This is a genomic window from Maricaulis sp. W15 (assembly GCF_001924955.1).
In the GTDB taxonomy this organism is placed as follows: Bacteria; Pseudomonadota; Alphaproteobacteria; order Caulobacterales; family Maricaulaceae; genus Maricaulis; species Maricaulis maris.
In genome coordinates, this window is sequence record NZ_LQXG01000017.1 from 142,029 (window position 1) to 156,820 (window position 14,792).

The 14,792-nt window shown below is 64.0% G+C and carries 14 protein-coding genes; 10 read left to right on the top strand and 4 right to left on the bottom strand.

The genetic code is table 11. The features are described 5' to 3' along the window. Window positions 1-6: 6 nt before the first annotated feature. The 3 genes from mrdA (at window position 7) to AWH62_RS10380 (ending at window position 4,510) form a co-directional block, all read left to right on the top strand. Window positions 7-1,881 (top strand): penicillin-binding protein 2, encoded by a 1,875-nt coding sequence (gene mrdA, locus AWH62_RS10370; protein ID WP_075190416.1) that lies wholly within the window; start codon window positions 7-9, stop codon window positions 1,879-1,881. Continuing rightward, window positions 1,881-3,038, top strand: a complete 1,158-nt coding sequence (gene rodA, locus AWH62_RS10375) for a rod shape-determining protein RodA (RefSeq protein ID WP_075190417.1) — start codon at window positions 1,881-1,883, stop codon at window positions 3,036-3,038. Before mrdA ends, rodA begins: the two co-directional genes overlap by 1 nt. Window positions 3,039-3,157: 119 nt before the next feature. Then, window positions 3,158-4,510 carry a sodium-dependent transporter gene (locus tag AWH62_RS10380; protein WP_075190418.1) on the top strand — a complete coding sequence of 451 codons (1,353 nt, stop codon included), beginning with the start codon at window positions 3,158-3,160 and terminating at the stop codon, window positions 4,508-4,510. Here the strand turns inward: AWH62_RS10380 and pip are convergent. Next, window positions 4,507-5,472: a prolyl aminopeptidase gene (pip, locus tag AWH62_RS10385; protein ID WP_075190419.1), complete on the bottom strand. Its 966-nt coding sequence runs from the start codon at window positions 5,470-5,472 to the stop codon at window positions 4,507-4,509. The genes AWH62_RS10380 and pip overlap by 4 nt on opposite strands. Before the next feature lie 118 nt (window positions 5,473-5,590). On the opposite strand from pip, the gene AWH62_RS10390 reads away from it, so the two are divergent. Beyond that, a complete protein-coding gene (locus AWH62_RS10390) occupies window positions 5,591-6,247 on the top strand; it encodes a hypothetical protein (RefSeq protein WP_075190420.1) in 657 nt (218 codons plus the stop codon). Next, entirely contained in the window at window positions 6,247-6,849 is a 603-nt protein-coding gene (locus AWH62_RS10395) for a class I SAM-dependent methyltransferase (RefSeq protein WP_075190421.1), read from the top strand. The genes AWH62_RS10390 and AWH62_RS10395 overlap by 1 nt, the downstream gene beginning before the upstream one ends. Here the strand turns inward: AWH62_RS10395 and AWH62_RS10400 are convergent. From AWH62_RS10400 to AWH62_RS10410, 3 genes are read right to left on the bottom strand one after another with little or no spacing between them, the layout of a single operon-like run. Then, on the bottom strand, window positions 6,809-7,906 hold the full coding sequence (locus AWH62_RS10400; RefSeq protein ID WP_075190422.1) for a hypothetical protein: 1,098 nt from the start codon (window positions 7,904-7,906) through the stop codon (window positions 6,809-6,811). The genes AWH62_RS10395 and AWH62_RS10400 overlap by 41 nt on opposite strands. Continuing rightward, window positions 7,906-8,625, bottom strand: coding sequence for a class I SAM-dependent methyltransferase (locus AWH62_RS10405; RefSeq protein WP_075190423.1), 720 nt, complete (start codon window positions 8,623-8,625; stop codon window positions 7,906-7,908). The genes AWH62_RS10400 and AWH62_RS10405 overlap by 1 nt, the downstream gene beginning before the upstream one ends. Before the next feature lie 3 nt (window positions 8,626-8,628). Next, on the bottom strand, window positions 8,629-9,924 hold the full coding sequence (locus tag AWH62_RS10410; RefSeq protein WP_075190424.1) for a glycosyltransferase family 4 protein: 1,296 nt from the start codon (window positions 9,922-9,924) through the stop codon (window positions 8,629-8,631). 145 nt (window positions 9,925-10,069) lie between these two features. Here AWH62_RS10410 and AWH62_RS10415 point away from each other — a divergent pair, with 145 nt between their 5' ends. The 5 genes from AWH62_RS10415 to AWH62_RS10435 are packed head-to-tail and all read left to right on the top strand — an operon-like array spanning window position 10,070 to window position 14,757. Next, window positions 10,070-11,242: an MFS transporter gene (locus AWH62_RS10415; RefSeq protein WP_075190588.1), complete on the top strand. Its 1,173-nt coding sequence runs from the start codon at window positions 10,070-10,072 to the stop codon at window positions 11,240-11,242. A 19-nt stretch (window positions 11,243-11,261) separates the two neighbouring features. Then, entirely contained in the window at window positions 11,262-12,407 is a 1,146-nt protein-coding gene (locus AWH62_RS10420; RefSeq protein ID WP_233128301.1) for an ABC transporter permease, read from the top strand. Continuing rightward, window positions 12,404-13,177 carry an ABC transporter ATP-binding protein gene (locus tag AWH62_RS10425; RefSeq protein WP_075190426.1) on the top strand — a complete coding sequence of 258 codons (774 nt, stop codon included), beginning with the start codon at window positions 12,404-12,406 and terminating at the stop codon, window positions 13,175-13,177. The genes AWH62_RS10420 and AWH62_RS10425 overlap by 4 nt, the downstream gene beginning before the upstream one ends. A gap of 3 nt (window positions 13,178-13,180) precedes the next feature. Beyond that, complete coding sequence (locus AWH62_RS10430; RefSeq protein ID WP_075190427.1) at window positions 13,181-14,131, top strand: MlaD family protein; 951 nt, start codon at window positions 13,181-13,183, stop codon at window positions 14,129-14,131. After that, window positions 14,128-14,757 carry an ABC-type transport auxiliary lipoprotein family protein gene (locus tag AWH62_RS10435; protein WP_075190428.1) on the top strand — a complete coding sequence of 210 codons (630 nt, stop codon included), beginning with the start codon at window positions 14,128-14,130 and terminating at the stop codon, window positions 14,755-14,757. The genes AWH62_RS10430 and AWH62_RS10435 overlap by 4 nt, the downstream gene beginning before the upstream one ends. Window positions 14,758-14,792: the final 35 nt, after the last annotated feature.

Sequence of the window (14,792 nt, forward strand, 5' to 3'; positions counted from 1 at the left end):
GACCTCATGCGTGCCGACCGACAGGAACAGGATCTGAAATTCACGCGGCGCGCCTTGCTGATGGCAGGCGCGGGCGGCTTGGCCTTTCTCGGTCTTGGCGCGCGCCTGTATTCATTGCAGGTCCTGGAGACCGAGCGCTACCGGCTGATGTCGGAAGACAACCAGTTCAATTTCAATCTCCTGCCACCCTCGCGCGGACGCATCCTGGATCGGTTCGGTGTTGCGGTCGCGGATAACCGCGACAGCTACCGGGTGCTCCTGGTGCCCGAACAGTCGGGCGATGTCGCCTCGGCCCTTGATCGTCTCCAGCCCTTCCTGCCGCTCAGAGATTATGAGCGCGAACGGATCCTGCGGACGGCCCGCAGCCAGCGCAGCTTTCACGCCATCACGGTCGCCGACGATCTCGACTGGCACACTTTTGCCTCGATCAATCTCAATGCGCCGGACCTTGCCGGCGTCACGCCGGATGTCGGCGAAGTCCGCTCCTACACCTATGGCCCCTCATTCGCGCATGTGATCGGCTATGTGCAGCCGCCCAATGACGAGGACATCGCCAATAATCCGCGCGACGCTGAACGTCTGCTGCGGCATCCGGGCTTCCGGGTCGGCAAGACCGGCGTCGAGATCGCGCGGGAGGCGGATCTGCGTGGACAGGCGGGGGCATTGAAGACCGAGGTCAATGCGCGGGGGCGGGTGATCCGCGAACTGCCCGAGCAATCAACCCAGCCGGTTGCGGGGCGCGATGTGGTGCTGACACTGGATGCCGACATCCAGCGCTACGCCCATGAGCGTCTCAATCCGGAAAGCGGGTCGGCGGTGGTGATGGACGTCAATACCGGCGAGTTGATCGCCCTGGTGTCGACACCGAGCTTCGACCCGAACCTCTTCGTTGGCGGGATTTCCTCGGCGGATTATGCGGCGCTCCGTGAGAATGACCACAACCCGCTGTTCCAGAAGTCGATCCAGGGCACGTATCCGCCGGGTTCGACCTTCAAGGCCGTGGTGGCGGCCGCCGCGCTGGAACACGGTGTCGTGCCGCCGACCGAGCGGATCAATTGCACCGGTTCGGTACGGCTGGGAAATCGTGAATTCCACTGCTGGCGACCGCGTGGCCACGGCCCGGTCAATCTGCGTGATGCGGTCAAGACGTCCTGCGATATCTTCTTCTACCAGATCGCCGAACGCCTCGGCATTGATCGCCTGCACGCAATGGCGACCCGCTTCGGGATCGGCGAACAATTCGACATCGGCATTGCCGGGGTACGTCGTGGCACCATGCCCAATCCGGCCTGGAAACGGGCCCGCTATGACCAGGGCTGGTCGACCGGCGACACCTATAACACCGGCATCGGGCAGGGCTTCGTCACCGCATCGCCCTTGCAATTGGCCGTGATGACGGCTCGGGTTGCGTCCGGGCGGGCGGTTTCACCGACACTCTACCGCAATGCGATGATGCCGCCGGCGGCGCATATCGGCGTTGACGACGCGGCGCTCACCAGTGTCCGCGACGGTCTGCGGGCCGTGGTCGAAGAACCCGGCGGCACATCCTACTCGCTTGGCGGCCTCGGTCTTGGCGATATCGAGATGGCCGGAAAAACCGGCACCGCTCAGGTCTATTCGATCACCGCGGCGGAGCGGGAGGCCGGCGTTCGCAGCCAGCAGGACCTGCCCTGGCGCCTGCGCGATCACGGGCTTTTCATGTGTTATGCCCCGGCGGACCGCCCCAAATATGCCTGCGTCGTGGTGATCGAACATGGCGGGGGCTCCTCGGCGGCGACCCGGCCGGCTCGCGACATTCTTCGCCGCGTGGTCGCCCGTGATCCATCAAGCCGGGCCGGCGTGTTTGCCGATGTCGGCAATGCCCGTCCGGGAGGCGCCTGATGGCGGTATTCCGCGAGAGCGTTCCGCGCGACCTTCCCGGCAAGATGATGGAGCTGAACTGGACGCTGGTCCTGCTGCTTGTCCTGCTCGGGGCGGCCGGCGTCGGCATGCTGTACTCGGTCGGCGGCGGCAGCTGGGAGCCGTGGGCGATCAATCATGCTGTCCGGTTTGCGCTCGGCTTTGCCGGCATGATGGTCATTGCGATGTTTCCACCGCGGTTCTGGATGGGGGTGGCCTATCCGGTCTATGTGGTGGCATTGATCCTTCTGGTATTGGTCGAAGTAAATGGTGTGACCATCAACGGGGCGCAGCGTTGGGTCGACCTTGGGCCGATACGCATGCAGCCGGCCGAGATCATGAAGCTGGCGCTGGTTTTGGCCCTGGCCCGCTTCTACCATGACTTGCCGGATGACAAGGTGACGACGATTTCCGGCCTGCTGCCACCCTTGTTGATCATTGGTGCACCTGCCGCCCTGATTGTCGGGCAGCCGGACCTTGGCACGACGCTGTTGCTGGCGGCGACCGGCGTCATGGTCATCTTCATGGCCGGCCTGAGCTGGTGGTTCATACTGGTGGTTGGCGGCGTCGGACTGGCCGGTATCGTCGGTATCGGGCTGTACGGGCTGGAAAACATCCTGGCCGAGTATCAGATGGATCGGGTGCACGCCTTCCTCAACCCGGACTTCGACCCGTTGGGCATCAATTACCACCCCAACCAGGCGGTGATCACGCTCGGTTCCGGCGGGATGACGGGCAAGGGTTTTCTCGAGGGGACCCAGTCGAAACTGGGCTATCTGCCGGAGATGCAGACTGACTACATCTTCACGGCGCTGGGCGAAGAGTTCGGTTTTGTCGGTGGTATTGCCGTGCTGGCAGTGAATGCCCTGATCATGGCCCAGGGCGTGATCATCGCGATCAGCTGCAAATCGCCCTTCCTGCGCCTCATGACGATCGGCGTGATAACGACGTTCGCCTCCTACGTCTTTATCAATATCGGCATGGTGTCGCGCTTGCTGCCCGTGGTCGGTGTGCCGCTGCCGCTGATCTCCTATGGCGGAACCGTTGTGCTGGCGGTGATGGCGGGCTTCGGCCTCATCCTGGGCGCGCACATTCATCGCAATGCCGAACCGCCGCGCGGAGCCGGCCTGTTCGGCTGATCCTGCGCCGCACTGCAACAACGTCGCGCGCTTGACCGGCTGGGCCGGTTGGGGAAGTGTGCGCGGCAATTCAGTAAGGGGTGGACGCGCTTTCGCGTTCAGTTTCAGGGGAGAGTCTCATGGCGGCAACACCAGCCGGTCAGCACGCGCATTGGTCGTCGCGTTTCGCATTCATTCTTGCCGCGGTTGGCTCCGCGGTCGGTCTCGGCAATCTCTGGCGCTTCCCGTTCCAGACGGGTGACAATGGCGGCTCGGCCTTTGTGCTGATCTATATCGGTTGTGTGGCCCTGTTCGCGCTGCCGGTCCTGATGGCTGAAATCGCCATCGGTCGCCACGCCCAGCAATCGGCCATCTCCTCGACCCGCAAAATGGCCCAGGAAGCCGGCAAGTCCGCCAATTGGGCGATTGTCGGTTGGGTCTGTACGGCGGGTGGTTTCCTGATCCTGACCACTTATTCGGTGATCGCCGGCCAGGTCATGGCCTATTCGGCATCCGGCTTTGTCGGCGGTTTCTCGCAGCCTGACGGCGCGAATCTCTTCTACCAGGGTGAGTTCACCCAGCTGGCCTGGCATGCCGGCTTCATGATCATCACTGTGCTGATCGTGGCGCGCGGCCTGAAAGGCGGAATCGAACAGGTTGCGACCATATTGATGCCGCTCTTTTTCGTGATGCTGATCGGCCTGACCATCTATTCGCTGGCCACCGGTGCCGCCTCTGAAGCGATCGCCTACCTGTTCACGCCCGACTTCTCGGCGGTGACCGGGCAGACTTTCGTTGCCGCGCTCGGCCAGGCCTTCTTCTCGGTCTCCGTCGCCTCGGCCATCATGATCACCTACGGCTCCTATCTGTCCAAGGACACCAATATCGGCTCGTCCGCGATCATGATTGCCTCGGCCGATACGCTGGTTGCGCTGATCGCCGGTCTGATGATTTTCCCGATCGTCTTCATGGTGGGTATCGATCCGGCTGCGGGTCTGGGCCTGATCTTCACCGCCCTGCCGGCCGTCTTCGCCGACATGCCCGCAGGCAACATTATCGGTGGCGCCTTCTTTGCCCTGGCCTTCATCGCCGCCATCACCTCCTCGATCTCGCTGCTGGAAGGGACTGTGGCCTTCCTTGAGGAGAACACCTCGTTCTCGCGTCCGACCGCGGCGTGGTTGCTCGGTTTCTTCGCCTTCATGATCGGTGCCGGTGCGGTTTGGTCGTCAGACTTTGGCGGTCTCTTTGTCGACTGGCTGTCGGGCAGCTTCCTGCTTCCGCTTGGCGGTCTGCTGGTGGCGGTGTTTGCCGGCTGGGTGATCCCGCGCTCGCTGATGCGTGACGAGTTGAGCCATGCCTCGAACGGGCTGTTCGCCTTCTTCCACTTCTGTGTGAAGTATATTGTTCCGCCGGCGATCGGCTTCATCCTGCTGTTGGGCCTGGATGCCAAGTTCAATGGCGGCGCCTTCGGCTCGATGCTGGGGCTGGGCTAACCGAACTTGTCGGCAAAGGCGTCGGTCGCGCGCACCAGCGCGTCGACCACGCCCGGCTCGCCGGCCGCATGGCCGGCATCGCCAATCATCTGGAGCCTCGCTCGCGGCCATGCCCGGGCGAGGCTCCAGGCTGTTTGCGGCGGGGTCACAACGTCATATCGACCCTGCACGATGACGCCCGGCAGGTGGTTATAGCGTTCGGCATCCTCGATCAATTCGCCGTCACGCTCGAAGAAGCCCTTGTGAAAGAAGTAGTGGCTTTCCAATCGGGCCAGGGCGTCGGCGCGGACCGGATCGGCCAGTGGGGCTGACGGATCGCCAGTCATCGAGATCAGGGCGCTTTCCCAGCGGGCCCAGGCCAGGGCGTCGGGCCGGCGCCGGATAATGTCCGGTTCGGCCAAGCGTTCGTAATAGGCGCGGATGATGTCACCGCGTTCTTCCGGGCTGAGCGGATCAACCAGGCGCTCCCAGGCGTCCGGGAACAGCATGTTGGCGCCGTCCTTGTAGAACCAGTCGAGCTCGCGCCGGGTGCAGGTGAAGATGCCGCGCAGGATCAGGCCGATACAGCGGTCGGGATGGGCGCGGGCATAGGCCAGCGCCAGCGTTGCACCCCAGGAGCCGCCGAACACGACCCATTTTTCGATCCCCATCGCCACCCGGATGCGTTCGATATCGTCGATCAGGTCAGCGGTGGTGTTGGCCTCCAGCCCGCCATGCGGCGTCGAGCGGCCACAACCACGCTGGTCGAACAGGATGACGCGGTAGCGGCGCGGGTCGAAAAACCGGCGCAGGGCCGGTGAGGCGCCACCGCCAGGACCACCATGCAGGGTGACAACCGGCAGCCCGTCCGGGCGTCCGCATTCCTCGACATAAAGGTCGTGGCCGTCGCCAACCGCCAGTCGCGAAGCCTGCAAGGGCCGGATGGGCGGATAGAGAAGCCGTCGGGAGTAAGAGGCATCCATGGTGGACACTGTGCCGTTAGCCAGTCTTAAACACAATAAACCATAGCCTAGAAGGCCTTCGCTCTGTATCGTCCGTTCCGGTTTGGGGCTGACAATCGATCTTGGGATATTCTGTGTGATGAGCGCATTCCGGCGAGCCGTGCTAGCCATCTGTTTTTGCAGTCTTGCCTCTGCTTGCGCCAGTGCGCCGATATCCATAGCCGCATCGAGTCTGCCGGGCAGTGGAGCCCTGGTCACCCCGGCGCATCGCCAGCTTGACGATGCCGTTGACGATTTTGCCGATCAGCTGGAAGACCGCGGCCTTGTCCGCGAAGCCAGCACCATGGATACGGCCATGCGCTGGATGAACCAGCTGGCCGGCCAGTCGGGTGAGGCCGCGCCGGACGGATTGACCCTTTATCTCCAGGTAGCCGGGATCGATCCTGCTGATATCCAGGCAGTGGACATCATTCGCGCCGACCTCGTGGAAACCTGGCAAGGTGCGGCGGCCATTGACGCCGCTTCGCGCCGCCTGTTGACCACCGAGACGGGTTTGCGCCGGTCCGATGTCACCGATGCACTCGGTGCCGTCGAAACCGCGATGACCCACGCCCAGACCGCGCAATCCGTGTTTGAAGCGGCCTTGCTGGAACTGACCACGCATCATGATGCGGCGGTGCTTGCCGGTCTGCGTGTCGAGCGTGATCTGCTGGCCCTGCGGGTCAATGATCTTCGCGACCGTGCCGACGAGCTGGCGGATCTGCGTCGCCAGATGCGAAACCCGTCGATTTCCTGATGATCCATCCTGATGAGGTGAAAGGCTTTCTCGATCCCGAGGAAGGGCGTGAGCTGGCCGACCTTGCAAAGGCCGCCGGGCGTCTCGGCCCGGTGCTCGAAATCGGGTCCTATTGCGGCAAGTCGGCGCTCTATCTTGGGCCGGCTGCACGCGAGGCCGGAACGATCCTCTACACGCTCGACCATCACCGCGGCTCCGAAGAGCACCAACCGGGCGAGGAATATCACGACCCCGACCTGTTCAACGCCAAGCTCGGTGCAGTCGAAACCCTGCCGGCCCTGCGCGAGACCCTGTTCCGGGGTGAGCTGGAAGACTGTGTGATCCCGCTGGTCGGGCGCTCGGCGGTGATCTCGGCCAACTGGGCCACACCGCTCGGCATGGTCTTCATCGATGGTGGACATTCGATGGACGCCGCCCTGGCCGATTATCGGGGCTGGGCAGGCCGCGTGGTTGCCGGCGGTATCCTGGCGATCCACGATGTCTTTCCCGATCCGGCAGATGGTGGACGACCGCCTTACGAGATCTGGAAACTGGCTTGTGCCTCGGGCCTGTTCGAGAGCGTCAGGCGTACAGGAACGCTGGAAGTTTTGCGGCGGCTCTAGGCGCCGGATACTCCGGCAGGTGATTGGCGACCAGGAGGTCGCTGCCGCGGCTCAATCCCTCGATCGCATCGGCGGCCATGATCAGCGCCCCGGACGTCCAGGACGGGCGTTCGCGCGGCCAGATGATCGATTCCTCGAACTGCCAGCCCATCCAGTAACCGCCATCGCGGGCAATCAAGGGGGCCAGATTGGCAATCAGCTCGCGGGCCTGGTCAGTCTTGCCGACGGCCTGGCACGCCATGGCCAGTTCGGCGGTTTCGGCGGCCGTCACCCAGGGCTCGTGCGAGACGCAGCGACATCCCAGGCCCGGCTCCACAAACTCTGTCCAACGCGCGTAGAGCCGGGCGCGACCGATATCGGTCGGCAGGACACCGGCGAGGGCGGGATAATACCAGTCCATCGCGAAGCCTCGGCGGTCGGTGCCCCTGCGGTCAAACCGGGCGTCATTCTCGCGCAGCGCCGCGCCGATCCGGCGCCGGGCTTCAAGCCAGGCCTCGACCGGTTTGCCAAGGCGGCGCCCCATCAGGCAGGCGCATTCCAGTGCCTTGTAGAGGCTGGCATTGCCGGCTCGTAAACTGTCGATCTCGGTCAGGGTCTGTTCGTCGCCGCGGGCGCGCCAGACAATGTCGCCATGGGCGGTCTGGTGGGCGAGCACGAATTCCATCGCTGCTTCGATCATCGGCCAGTAGCGCGGCAGGGTGTCGAGTGCTTTCAGGGCCAAAAGGCTGCGCAACACGGTGACCGCGACATAGCCCGTGAAATTGGTGTCCCGCGCGGTTTTTGGTGTACCCGGAACCAGGCGCCGGTTGGCATCATCCAGCGGTACCGAGGCGCCCAGATCACCGGTCCAGCCGCCATCGGCCTCCTGGCGATCCATCAGGGCGGTGAGGGCGCGCAGGGTCTCGGTTTCGCGGCCGGCGATGGCCAGCCCCATTGTCGCTTCACCGTGATTCCAGGCATCCCACACACCCGCCTCGATCCACGGGATGGTGCCGTCGGTACGTTGCAGCGTGGCGATATGGTCGGCGCAGGCCCGGATATCGACCAGTTGGCTCATCAGCTTGTCTTCCTGAAATACATGACGACGGACTTGCCCAAGGCCGGATCCAGAACCCATTCCATCGCCCGCGTCAGCCAGGGGCGCTTGATCAGGTCCCATTCCAGGAAACGTCGATAAAGGGCAACCAGGCGGCTGTCTTCCTGCTTGTCCCAAAGCGCACAGCGCAGCCACCAATAGGGGCTGTGCAGGGCGTGCGCCCAATGCCGGTGGAAGCGGCGAAACCCGTGTTTTTCCACATCGCGCCGCAAACCGTCGGAGCGGAAGATGCGGACATGGCCGCCCGGTGAGTTCTGGTATCCCACCGACAACCACCAGCAGATCGCCTCGGTCCAGTAGCGCGGAACCGAGGCTGCGAAAATGCCGTCGGGCTTCAGAACCCGGCGGATCTCGGCGAGGAAAAGTTCGGGGTCGGGTACGTGTTCCAGCACCTCCGAACAGATCACGCGATCAAACGTATTGTCGGGGAAGGGCAGTTTCTCGCCGGTTCCTGCCGTCAGAACGGCATTGCGCAGCGGCGAGGCGGGGTCGGGCGGCGGCAGTTCAAAAAACTTGTCCAGCGCGATGACGACGTCCTCGTAACATAAATCCAACCCGACCGCGGTGACCGGGGTCTCGTCCCAATAAAGCCCGTGCAGGTGGCGACCCTGGCCGCAGCCCAGATCAAGTACGCGCATGCCTGGCTGGAGCGCCAGGTAGTCGGTCCGGATGGTTTGCATCGATCAGGTCCTGCCCTGTTCGGCCAGCGCCTCGACATAAAGATGTGAGGCGGCAAGGGCGTGTTTCGACCAGTCGAATTCCTGGCGCGCACGGATGGCGGCCTGCTCGCCCAGCTGGCGCGCGGCGTTCGGGTCATCGAGCAGGCGGGCCAGATTTGCGGCCATCGCGCCGGCATCACCGGCTGGTGAGACAAGGCCGGCTTCTCCGACCACTTCCGGCAGGGCGCCGCCATCGCTGGCGACCACGGCCGCGCCGCAAGCCATGGCTTCGGCGGCGGGAAAGCCGAAGCCTTCAAACCGGGCCGGGCAGGCGACGATATGGGCGCGGTGGTAGAGCGCGGCGACTTCGGCCCGTGTCAGGTCGGAGGAGGTGGTCACCCGGTCGGACAGGCCGTGTGTGGCCAGCATCCGCTTGGCCGGACCGTCGCGCAGCGTGCCGATAATGTGCAGCCGTGCCGCCGGCCGCGCTGCGGCGACCCGCGCCAGCGCTTCAATCAGCACGTCCAACCCCTTGATCGGCACGTCGGCACTGGCGGTGGTCACGATCAGCCCGGTTTCGCGCGGTACCGCGTTGTCCGGCCGGAATGTGCCATGGTCGAGCCCGTTGAAGGCCACCCGCACGCGTTCAGCATCGACACCATAGCGTTGAGCGTGGGTCTGGCGCGCGGCGTCAGAGACGGCCAGGTGCCGGGGCAGGGCCCGGGCCGTCTTGGCCTGCATGCCGATGAAGCGATACCAGCGCCGCGTCAAAAGCCGTTCCCACCATTTGCGTCCGGCCGCGATCGCATAATCGCGGTCGATTGCGATCGGGTGATGCAGTGTCGTGATCACCGGAATGCGGGCATTGATGCGCAACATCGGTGTGGCAAGGGTCTGGTTGTCATGGATGACATCGAACTCGCCTTCATGAGCTTTCACGAAGCGTTCGAGCCGGCGTCCGAAGGCGTAGAGCTCGCCGAAGGCGCCGGAATTGTGCGCCAGCCATTCTGACAGGTCGGCCCAGGATGTGAGGTGGCGGGGGCGCAAGGCGAGGAAGGCGTTGGCTTCGGCAAACAGGTCCAGGGAGGGCAGTTCGTGCAGCGTGATCCCTGGGTCGAGCTCGGGATAGGGCGGACCCGAGGCGACCGAGACCTGATGTCCGAGCGCGGTCAGTGACCGTGTCAGCTCGCGAAGATAGACACCCTGTCCGCCGACATGGGGATGCGAACGATAGCCGGTGACAAGAACGCGCAGCGGTCGGACCGGCGTGTCGTCACTCTCCTTTTCCATCGGTGTGGAAACAAGGCTATGTCCATCCATGACGCGTGATTCCGGCAGTGGCAATTGAACGGCGAACCTATAGAAGTGAACATTGTTCGCCAAGCGCGTCTTGCCGGAAATGCGGCGCTGCAGCGAAGCCGGACCCGAGGGGCGTTTCCCGGGGGCGGGCCGACAGGATGATGGAATGGTGAAACCAACAGCCCTGCGCTTTGCGACCTATTACGGCGCCTTCTATCTGATGTTCGGCGCCTTCCTGCCCTACTTCCCGCGCTGGCTGGACGGGCGCGGCCTGTCGCCGGAATGGATCGGCTGGATCCTGGCGGCCGGCATGATCGGGCGCACCCTGGTCTCGCCGATCGGTGCGCGCTGGGCTGACCGGGCGGTGCGCCATCGTGATCCCATTCTCGCTTTTGCGATTGGAAGCGTGATTGTCTTTGCGCTGCACCTGCCGGTCTCGACGCCCTGGGTCTTGCTGATCCTGTCCTTTGCCACCGGGGCGCTGGTGTTTGGCCAGATCCCGGTGACTGACGCCTTCGCCATCCGGGCGGCGCGTGACCATGCGTTCGAGTTCGGTCCGGTCCGCGCCTTCGGGTCGGCCCTGTTCATTGTGGCCAATTTCACCGCCGGGGCGCTGATCGACCGGACCGGGACGGAAAGTGTGTTGGCCTGGATGATCATCGCCGGCGGCTTGATGGCGCTGGCGGCAGCCTGGTTGCCGCCGGGGCACCGCCCGACGGCATACATACCGCGCCCGGACGAGTGGAAACGCCTGGCCCGCCTGCTCGCCGGGCCGCTGGGTCTGGCGCTGGCGGCCTCCGCCCTGACCCAGTCCGGTCATGCCTTCTACTACGTCGTGTCCGCCAATGCCTGGTCGGCGGCCGGGATCAGCGGTGCCATGATTGGTGCGCTGTGGGCCTTTGCGGTGGCCTTCGAAATCGCCTTCCTGTGGCTGTCCGGGCGTGGATTTCTGGGCCGGCTCAGCCCGGCCAAACTGATGATGATCGGCGGCGCGGCCTCGCTGGTGCGCTGGGGATTGACGGCGCTGTCACCACCACTCTGGGCCTTGTTTCCGCTGCAGGCCTTGCACGCACTCACCTTCGCCGCCACCTATGTCGGCTTCCTGCGCTTTACGGCGCAGGACATGCCGGACGACCAGACGGCCTTGTCACAAGGCCTCAATTCCGCCTTGTCCGGCGGGATCATACTGGCAGCGATGTCGACCGTGTCGGGCTATGCCTTCGCGCAATTCGGCATAGCCGGTTTCGCGTTCATGATGCTGCCGGGGCTGTTGGGACTGGGTGCGGCCTTTTTGTTGCATCATGTTTCTTCACTCCCGCCGCAGAAAGATATCGACTAGGATCGGGGCCATGAGGGGAATGCGGGACGAATCATCGGCGAGCGCCGAACTGGTTGTGCGCGAGCAAGGCGGCCGCACGATCCTTGAACCCCATGGCGATTGGGTCGTCGACACCATCGGGCGGCATGACAGCGCAATCCGCGCTGTTGAAACCTCCAATGATCCCTGTGACATCATTGTCGATCTCACCCATCTCGGCCGGGTCGATACGGCGGGCGCTTATCTACTGGGGCGCGCCACGCGGCGCTGCCCGACACCCGATGCGGATTTTCATTTTGTCGGCATCCACCGCACCGCCCGTCGCCTGATCGAGGAAGTGCGGTTGCGCACCCAGGTTTGCGGCCCTGAAGAGGTCCGGACCTTCGGTTTCATGAAGGCGATGGCGCGGATCGGGGCCGGGCTGGAAGCCGCCTATCAGGAAGCGGTCGACACGTTTGCCTTTTTCGGCAAGACATTGACCACCGGTCTGACGTGTTTCGTCCAGCCTTGGCGTTTTCGTCTCACACCGACCGTCTGGGCCATGGAGGAGGTCGGTGTCAACGCGCTGCCGATCGTCGCCGTCCTGTCGTTTTTTATCGGTGCCGTGGTTGCCTTCATGGGCGCCAACCTGTTGCAAAGCGTCGGTTTCTCCGTGTTTACGGTGGAATTGGTGGGGATTTCGGTGTTGCGCGAATTTGGCGTGCTGATCACCGCCATCATGTTGGCCGGCCGCTCTGACAGTGCCTTCACCGCCTCGATCGGGGCCATGAAGATGCAACAGGAAGTCGACGCCATGCGCGTGCTCGGCCTTGATCCGTTTGAAGCGCTGGTCCTGCCGCGCGTCGTCGCCTGTGTGCTGATGGCGCCCTTGTTGACCTTCGGGGCCATGGTGGCAGGGATTTTCGGTGGCATGCTGGTCGCCTGGACGGCGCAGGATATCTCACCGGCGCTCTTTTTCACGCGCCTACATTCCGAACTGGATATCAGTCATTTCTGGGTCGGCATGTCGAAAGCGCCGGTCTTCGGCCTGGTCGTCGCGATCATCGGCTGTCGTCAGGGCATGCAGGTGCAGGGCGATGTCGAGTCGCTCGGTCGCCGCGTGACCGCCTCCGTCGTGCAGTCGATCTTTGCAGTGATCGTGCTCGAAGCCCTGTTTGCCATGATGTATCTGGAGTTGGGGATTTGAGCGACGACATCCTCATATCGGTGCGCAATCTGCGCAGCGCCTTCGGGCCTCATGTGGTGCATGAGCATCTCGATCTCGATATCCGGCGTGGCGAAATTCTGGGCATTGTCGGCGGCTCCGGCACCGGCAAGACCGTATTGCTCAACACCATTCTCGGCCTCAAACAGCCCGAGGGTGGCGAAATCCTGCTCAATGGCCAACGCCTGGCGGAGATGTCGGAGCGTGAGCGCCGGCAGATCGATAGCCGCCTCGGCGTCCTGTTCCAGAACGGTGCCCTGTTCACCTCGCTTTCCGTGCTCGAAAACGTGATGGCGCCGCTGCGCGAACACATCGATATGCCGGTCTCGCTGATGGAAGAGATCGCCGGCATGAAGATTGGCCTGGCCGGTCTCGACCCGAGCGCGGCTGACCGTTTCCCGTCGGAATTGTCGGGCGGTATGCGCAAGCGTGCCGCCCTGGCGCGCGCGCTGGCGCTGGACCCGGAAATCCTGTTCCTCGACGAACCGACCGCTGGTCTCGATCCGATTGGCGCGGCGGCCTTCGACAATCTCATCCTGGAATTGTCGCAGGCGCTGGGCCTGACTGTGGTCATGATCACACACGACCTCGACAGTCTGTACTCGATTTGCGACCGGGTGGCCGTTTTGGCCGACAAGCGGGTTGAAGCGGTGGCGCCAATCAGGGACTTGTTGAACAACCCGCACCCTTGGATCAAGGAATACTTCCACGGACCGCGCGGTCGCGCCGCGCTGGCCGGCAAGGAGAATTAGGACATGGAAACCAAAGCCCATCACGCCCTGGTCGGCCTGTTCGCGGTACTCCTTCTGGCGGCTGGCGGCTTCTTCGCCCTGTGGCTCGGCAAGGTCTCCTTCGACGAGGACTATGCCGTCTATGACATCGTGTTCGACGGCCCGGTGCGCGGCTTGCGCGAAAGCGGGGAGGTCCGCTTCAACGGCATCCAGGTCGGCGAGGTGACCGAGCTGGAGCTGGATGATCAGAGCCGGGTTATTGCGCGCATCCAGGTGCTCGCCCAGACACCGGTCCGGGTCGACAGTTTCGCCCAGCTCGAGCCGCAGGGCCTGACCGGCCTGTCCTATATCCTGATCACCGGTGGCACGCCGGAGGCAGAGCGCCTGCGCAGCGAGGCCGGTCGGCCGCCGCCGCGCATCTTCGCGCGTCGGGCGCAGCTGGAAGGTCTGGTTGAAGGGTCCGAAGATGTGCTTGATGCGGCCCAGACAGCCCTGTTCCGGCTGACGGCCCTGCTCAGCGAGCAGAATGTCGGTGAGGTCTCGGCAACCCTGACCAATCTGCGCGAGATTACCGAGCGTCTGTCCGAGGAAGAGGCGTTGATCGCGGACATGCGTCGCACCTTGGGCAGTATTGATACGGCCGCTCAGGACATGTCGGAAGCTGCGGCCTCGCTGCAGCAATTCGGTGTCACGGCCGAAGCCTTCCTCAACAATGAGATGACGCTGGCCACCAATGAGACGACGCTTGCTGCCATGGCAGTGAACCAGGCGGCGGCGGATACCAACCAGATCGTCCTGACCCTGCAACCGGCGCTGGAAAGCCTCGCCGACAGTGGCATCGAGGACCTCAACCGGACACTCTCCGACTTGCGGCGCGTCGTCGCTTCGCTCGAGCGGATCACGTCGGAAGTTGAAAGCAATCCGGGCGGCTTCATTGCCGGAGCGCCCCGGGAAACCGTGGAGGTGCCGCAATGAGCGGATCCCGCTATATCCGAGCCGCCCTGGCCGGGCTGACCGCCTTGTCGGTGTCGGCCTGTGTCTCTCTGTTGCCCGAGTCCGAGCCGGTCAATGTCTATCGCTTGTCATCACCGGAACCGGCCGAACTGGCGGGCGAGAACTGGGTGATCATCGAGATCGATACGCCGAATGCGCCGCGAGGCCTGTCCGGCGACCAGATCGCGATCATGCAGGACGGGGTCAGCCTCGCCTATATCAGCGGCGCGCGCTGGATTTCGCCGGCGCCGCGTCTGCTGCAAACATTGGTGATTGATACTTTCAACGCCAACAATAACCAGCTCGCCCCGACCCGGGCCGATGACGGTGTTCGCGCCGATTATGAGCTGCGTCTGGACATGCAGGAGTTCGAGGCTGTCTATGATCGCGGCGTCGATGCGCCGCCGCTGGTGCGCGTGCGTATCGCTGCGCGCCTGGTTGCCGAACATGGCCGTCGTTTTGCCGGCGCTCGTGTCGTCACTGCGGACGTGCGAGCCAGCGCCAACCGGACCTCAAGCATCGTCGCCGCTTTCGACCAGGCAACACGACAAGCCAGTCAGGAAATCGCCGATTGGACGGCGAGCCGAACGGCACCGGCTGGCAACTGACCGGTCGCGACTTCAGTCAGGTCGAGTGATCCAGC

Coding starts and splice junctions, on each gene's coding strand:
- pip (WP_075190419.1), bottom strand. CDS start 5,472: ATGGATGCCTCTTACTCCCGACGGCTTCTCTATCCGCCCATCCGGCCC.
- AWH62_RS10405 (WP_075190423.1), bottom strand. CDS start 8,625: ATGCAAACCATCCGGACCGACTACCTGGCGCTCCAGCCAGGCATGCGC.
- AWH62_RS10380 (WP_075190418.1), top strand. CDS start 3,158: ATGGCGGCAACACCAGCCGGTCAGCACGCGCATTGGTCGTCGCGTTTC.
- AWH62_RS10420 (WP_233128301.1), top strand. CDS start 11,262: ATGCGGGACGAATCATCGGCGAGCGCCGAACTGGTTGTGCGCGAGCAA.
- AWH62_RS10430 (WP_075190427.1), top strand. CDS start 13,181: ATGGAAACCAAAGCCCATCACGCCCTGGTCGGCCTGTTCGCGGTACTC.
- rodA (WP_075190417.1), top strand. CDS start 1,881: ATGGCGGTATTCCGCGAGAGCGTTCCGCGCGACCTTCCCGGCAAGATG.
- mrdA (WP_075190416.1), top strand. CDS start 7: ATGCGTGCCGACCGACAGGAACAGGATCTGAAATTCACGCGGCGCGCC.
- AWH62_RS10395 (WP_075190421.1), top strand. CDS start 6,247: ATGATCCATCCTGATGAGGTGAAAGGCTTTCTCGATCCCGAGGAAGGG.
- AWH62_RS10390 (WP_075190420.1), top strand. CDS start 5,591: ATGAGCGCATTCCGGCGAGCCGTGCTAGCCATCTGTTTTTGCAGTCTT.
- AWH62_RS10415 (WP_075190588.1), top strand. CDS start 10,070: ATGGTGAAACCAACAGCCCTGCGCTTTGCGACCTATTACGGCGCCTTC.
- AWH62_RS10435 (WP_075190428.1), top strand. CDS start 14,128: ATGAGCGGATCCCGCTATATCCGAGCCGCCCTGGCCGGGCTGACCGCC.
- AWH62_RS10410 (WP_075190424.1), bottom strand. CDS start 9,924: ATGGATGGACATAGCCTTGTTTCCACACCGATGGAAAAGGAGAGTGAC.
- AWH62_RS10400 (WP_075190422.1), bottom strand. CDS start 7,906: ATGAGCCAACTGGTCGATATCCGGGCCTGCGCCGACCATATCGCCACG.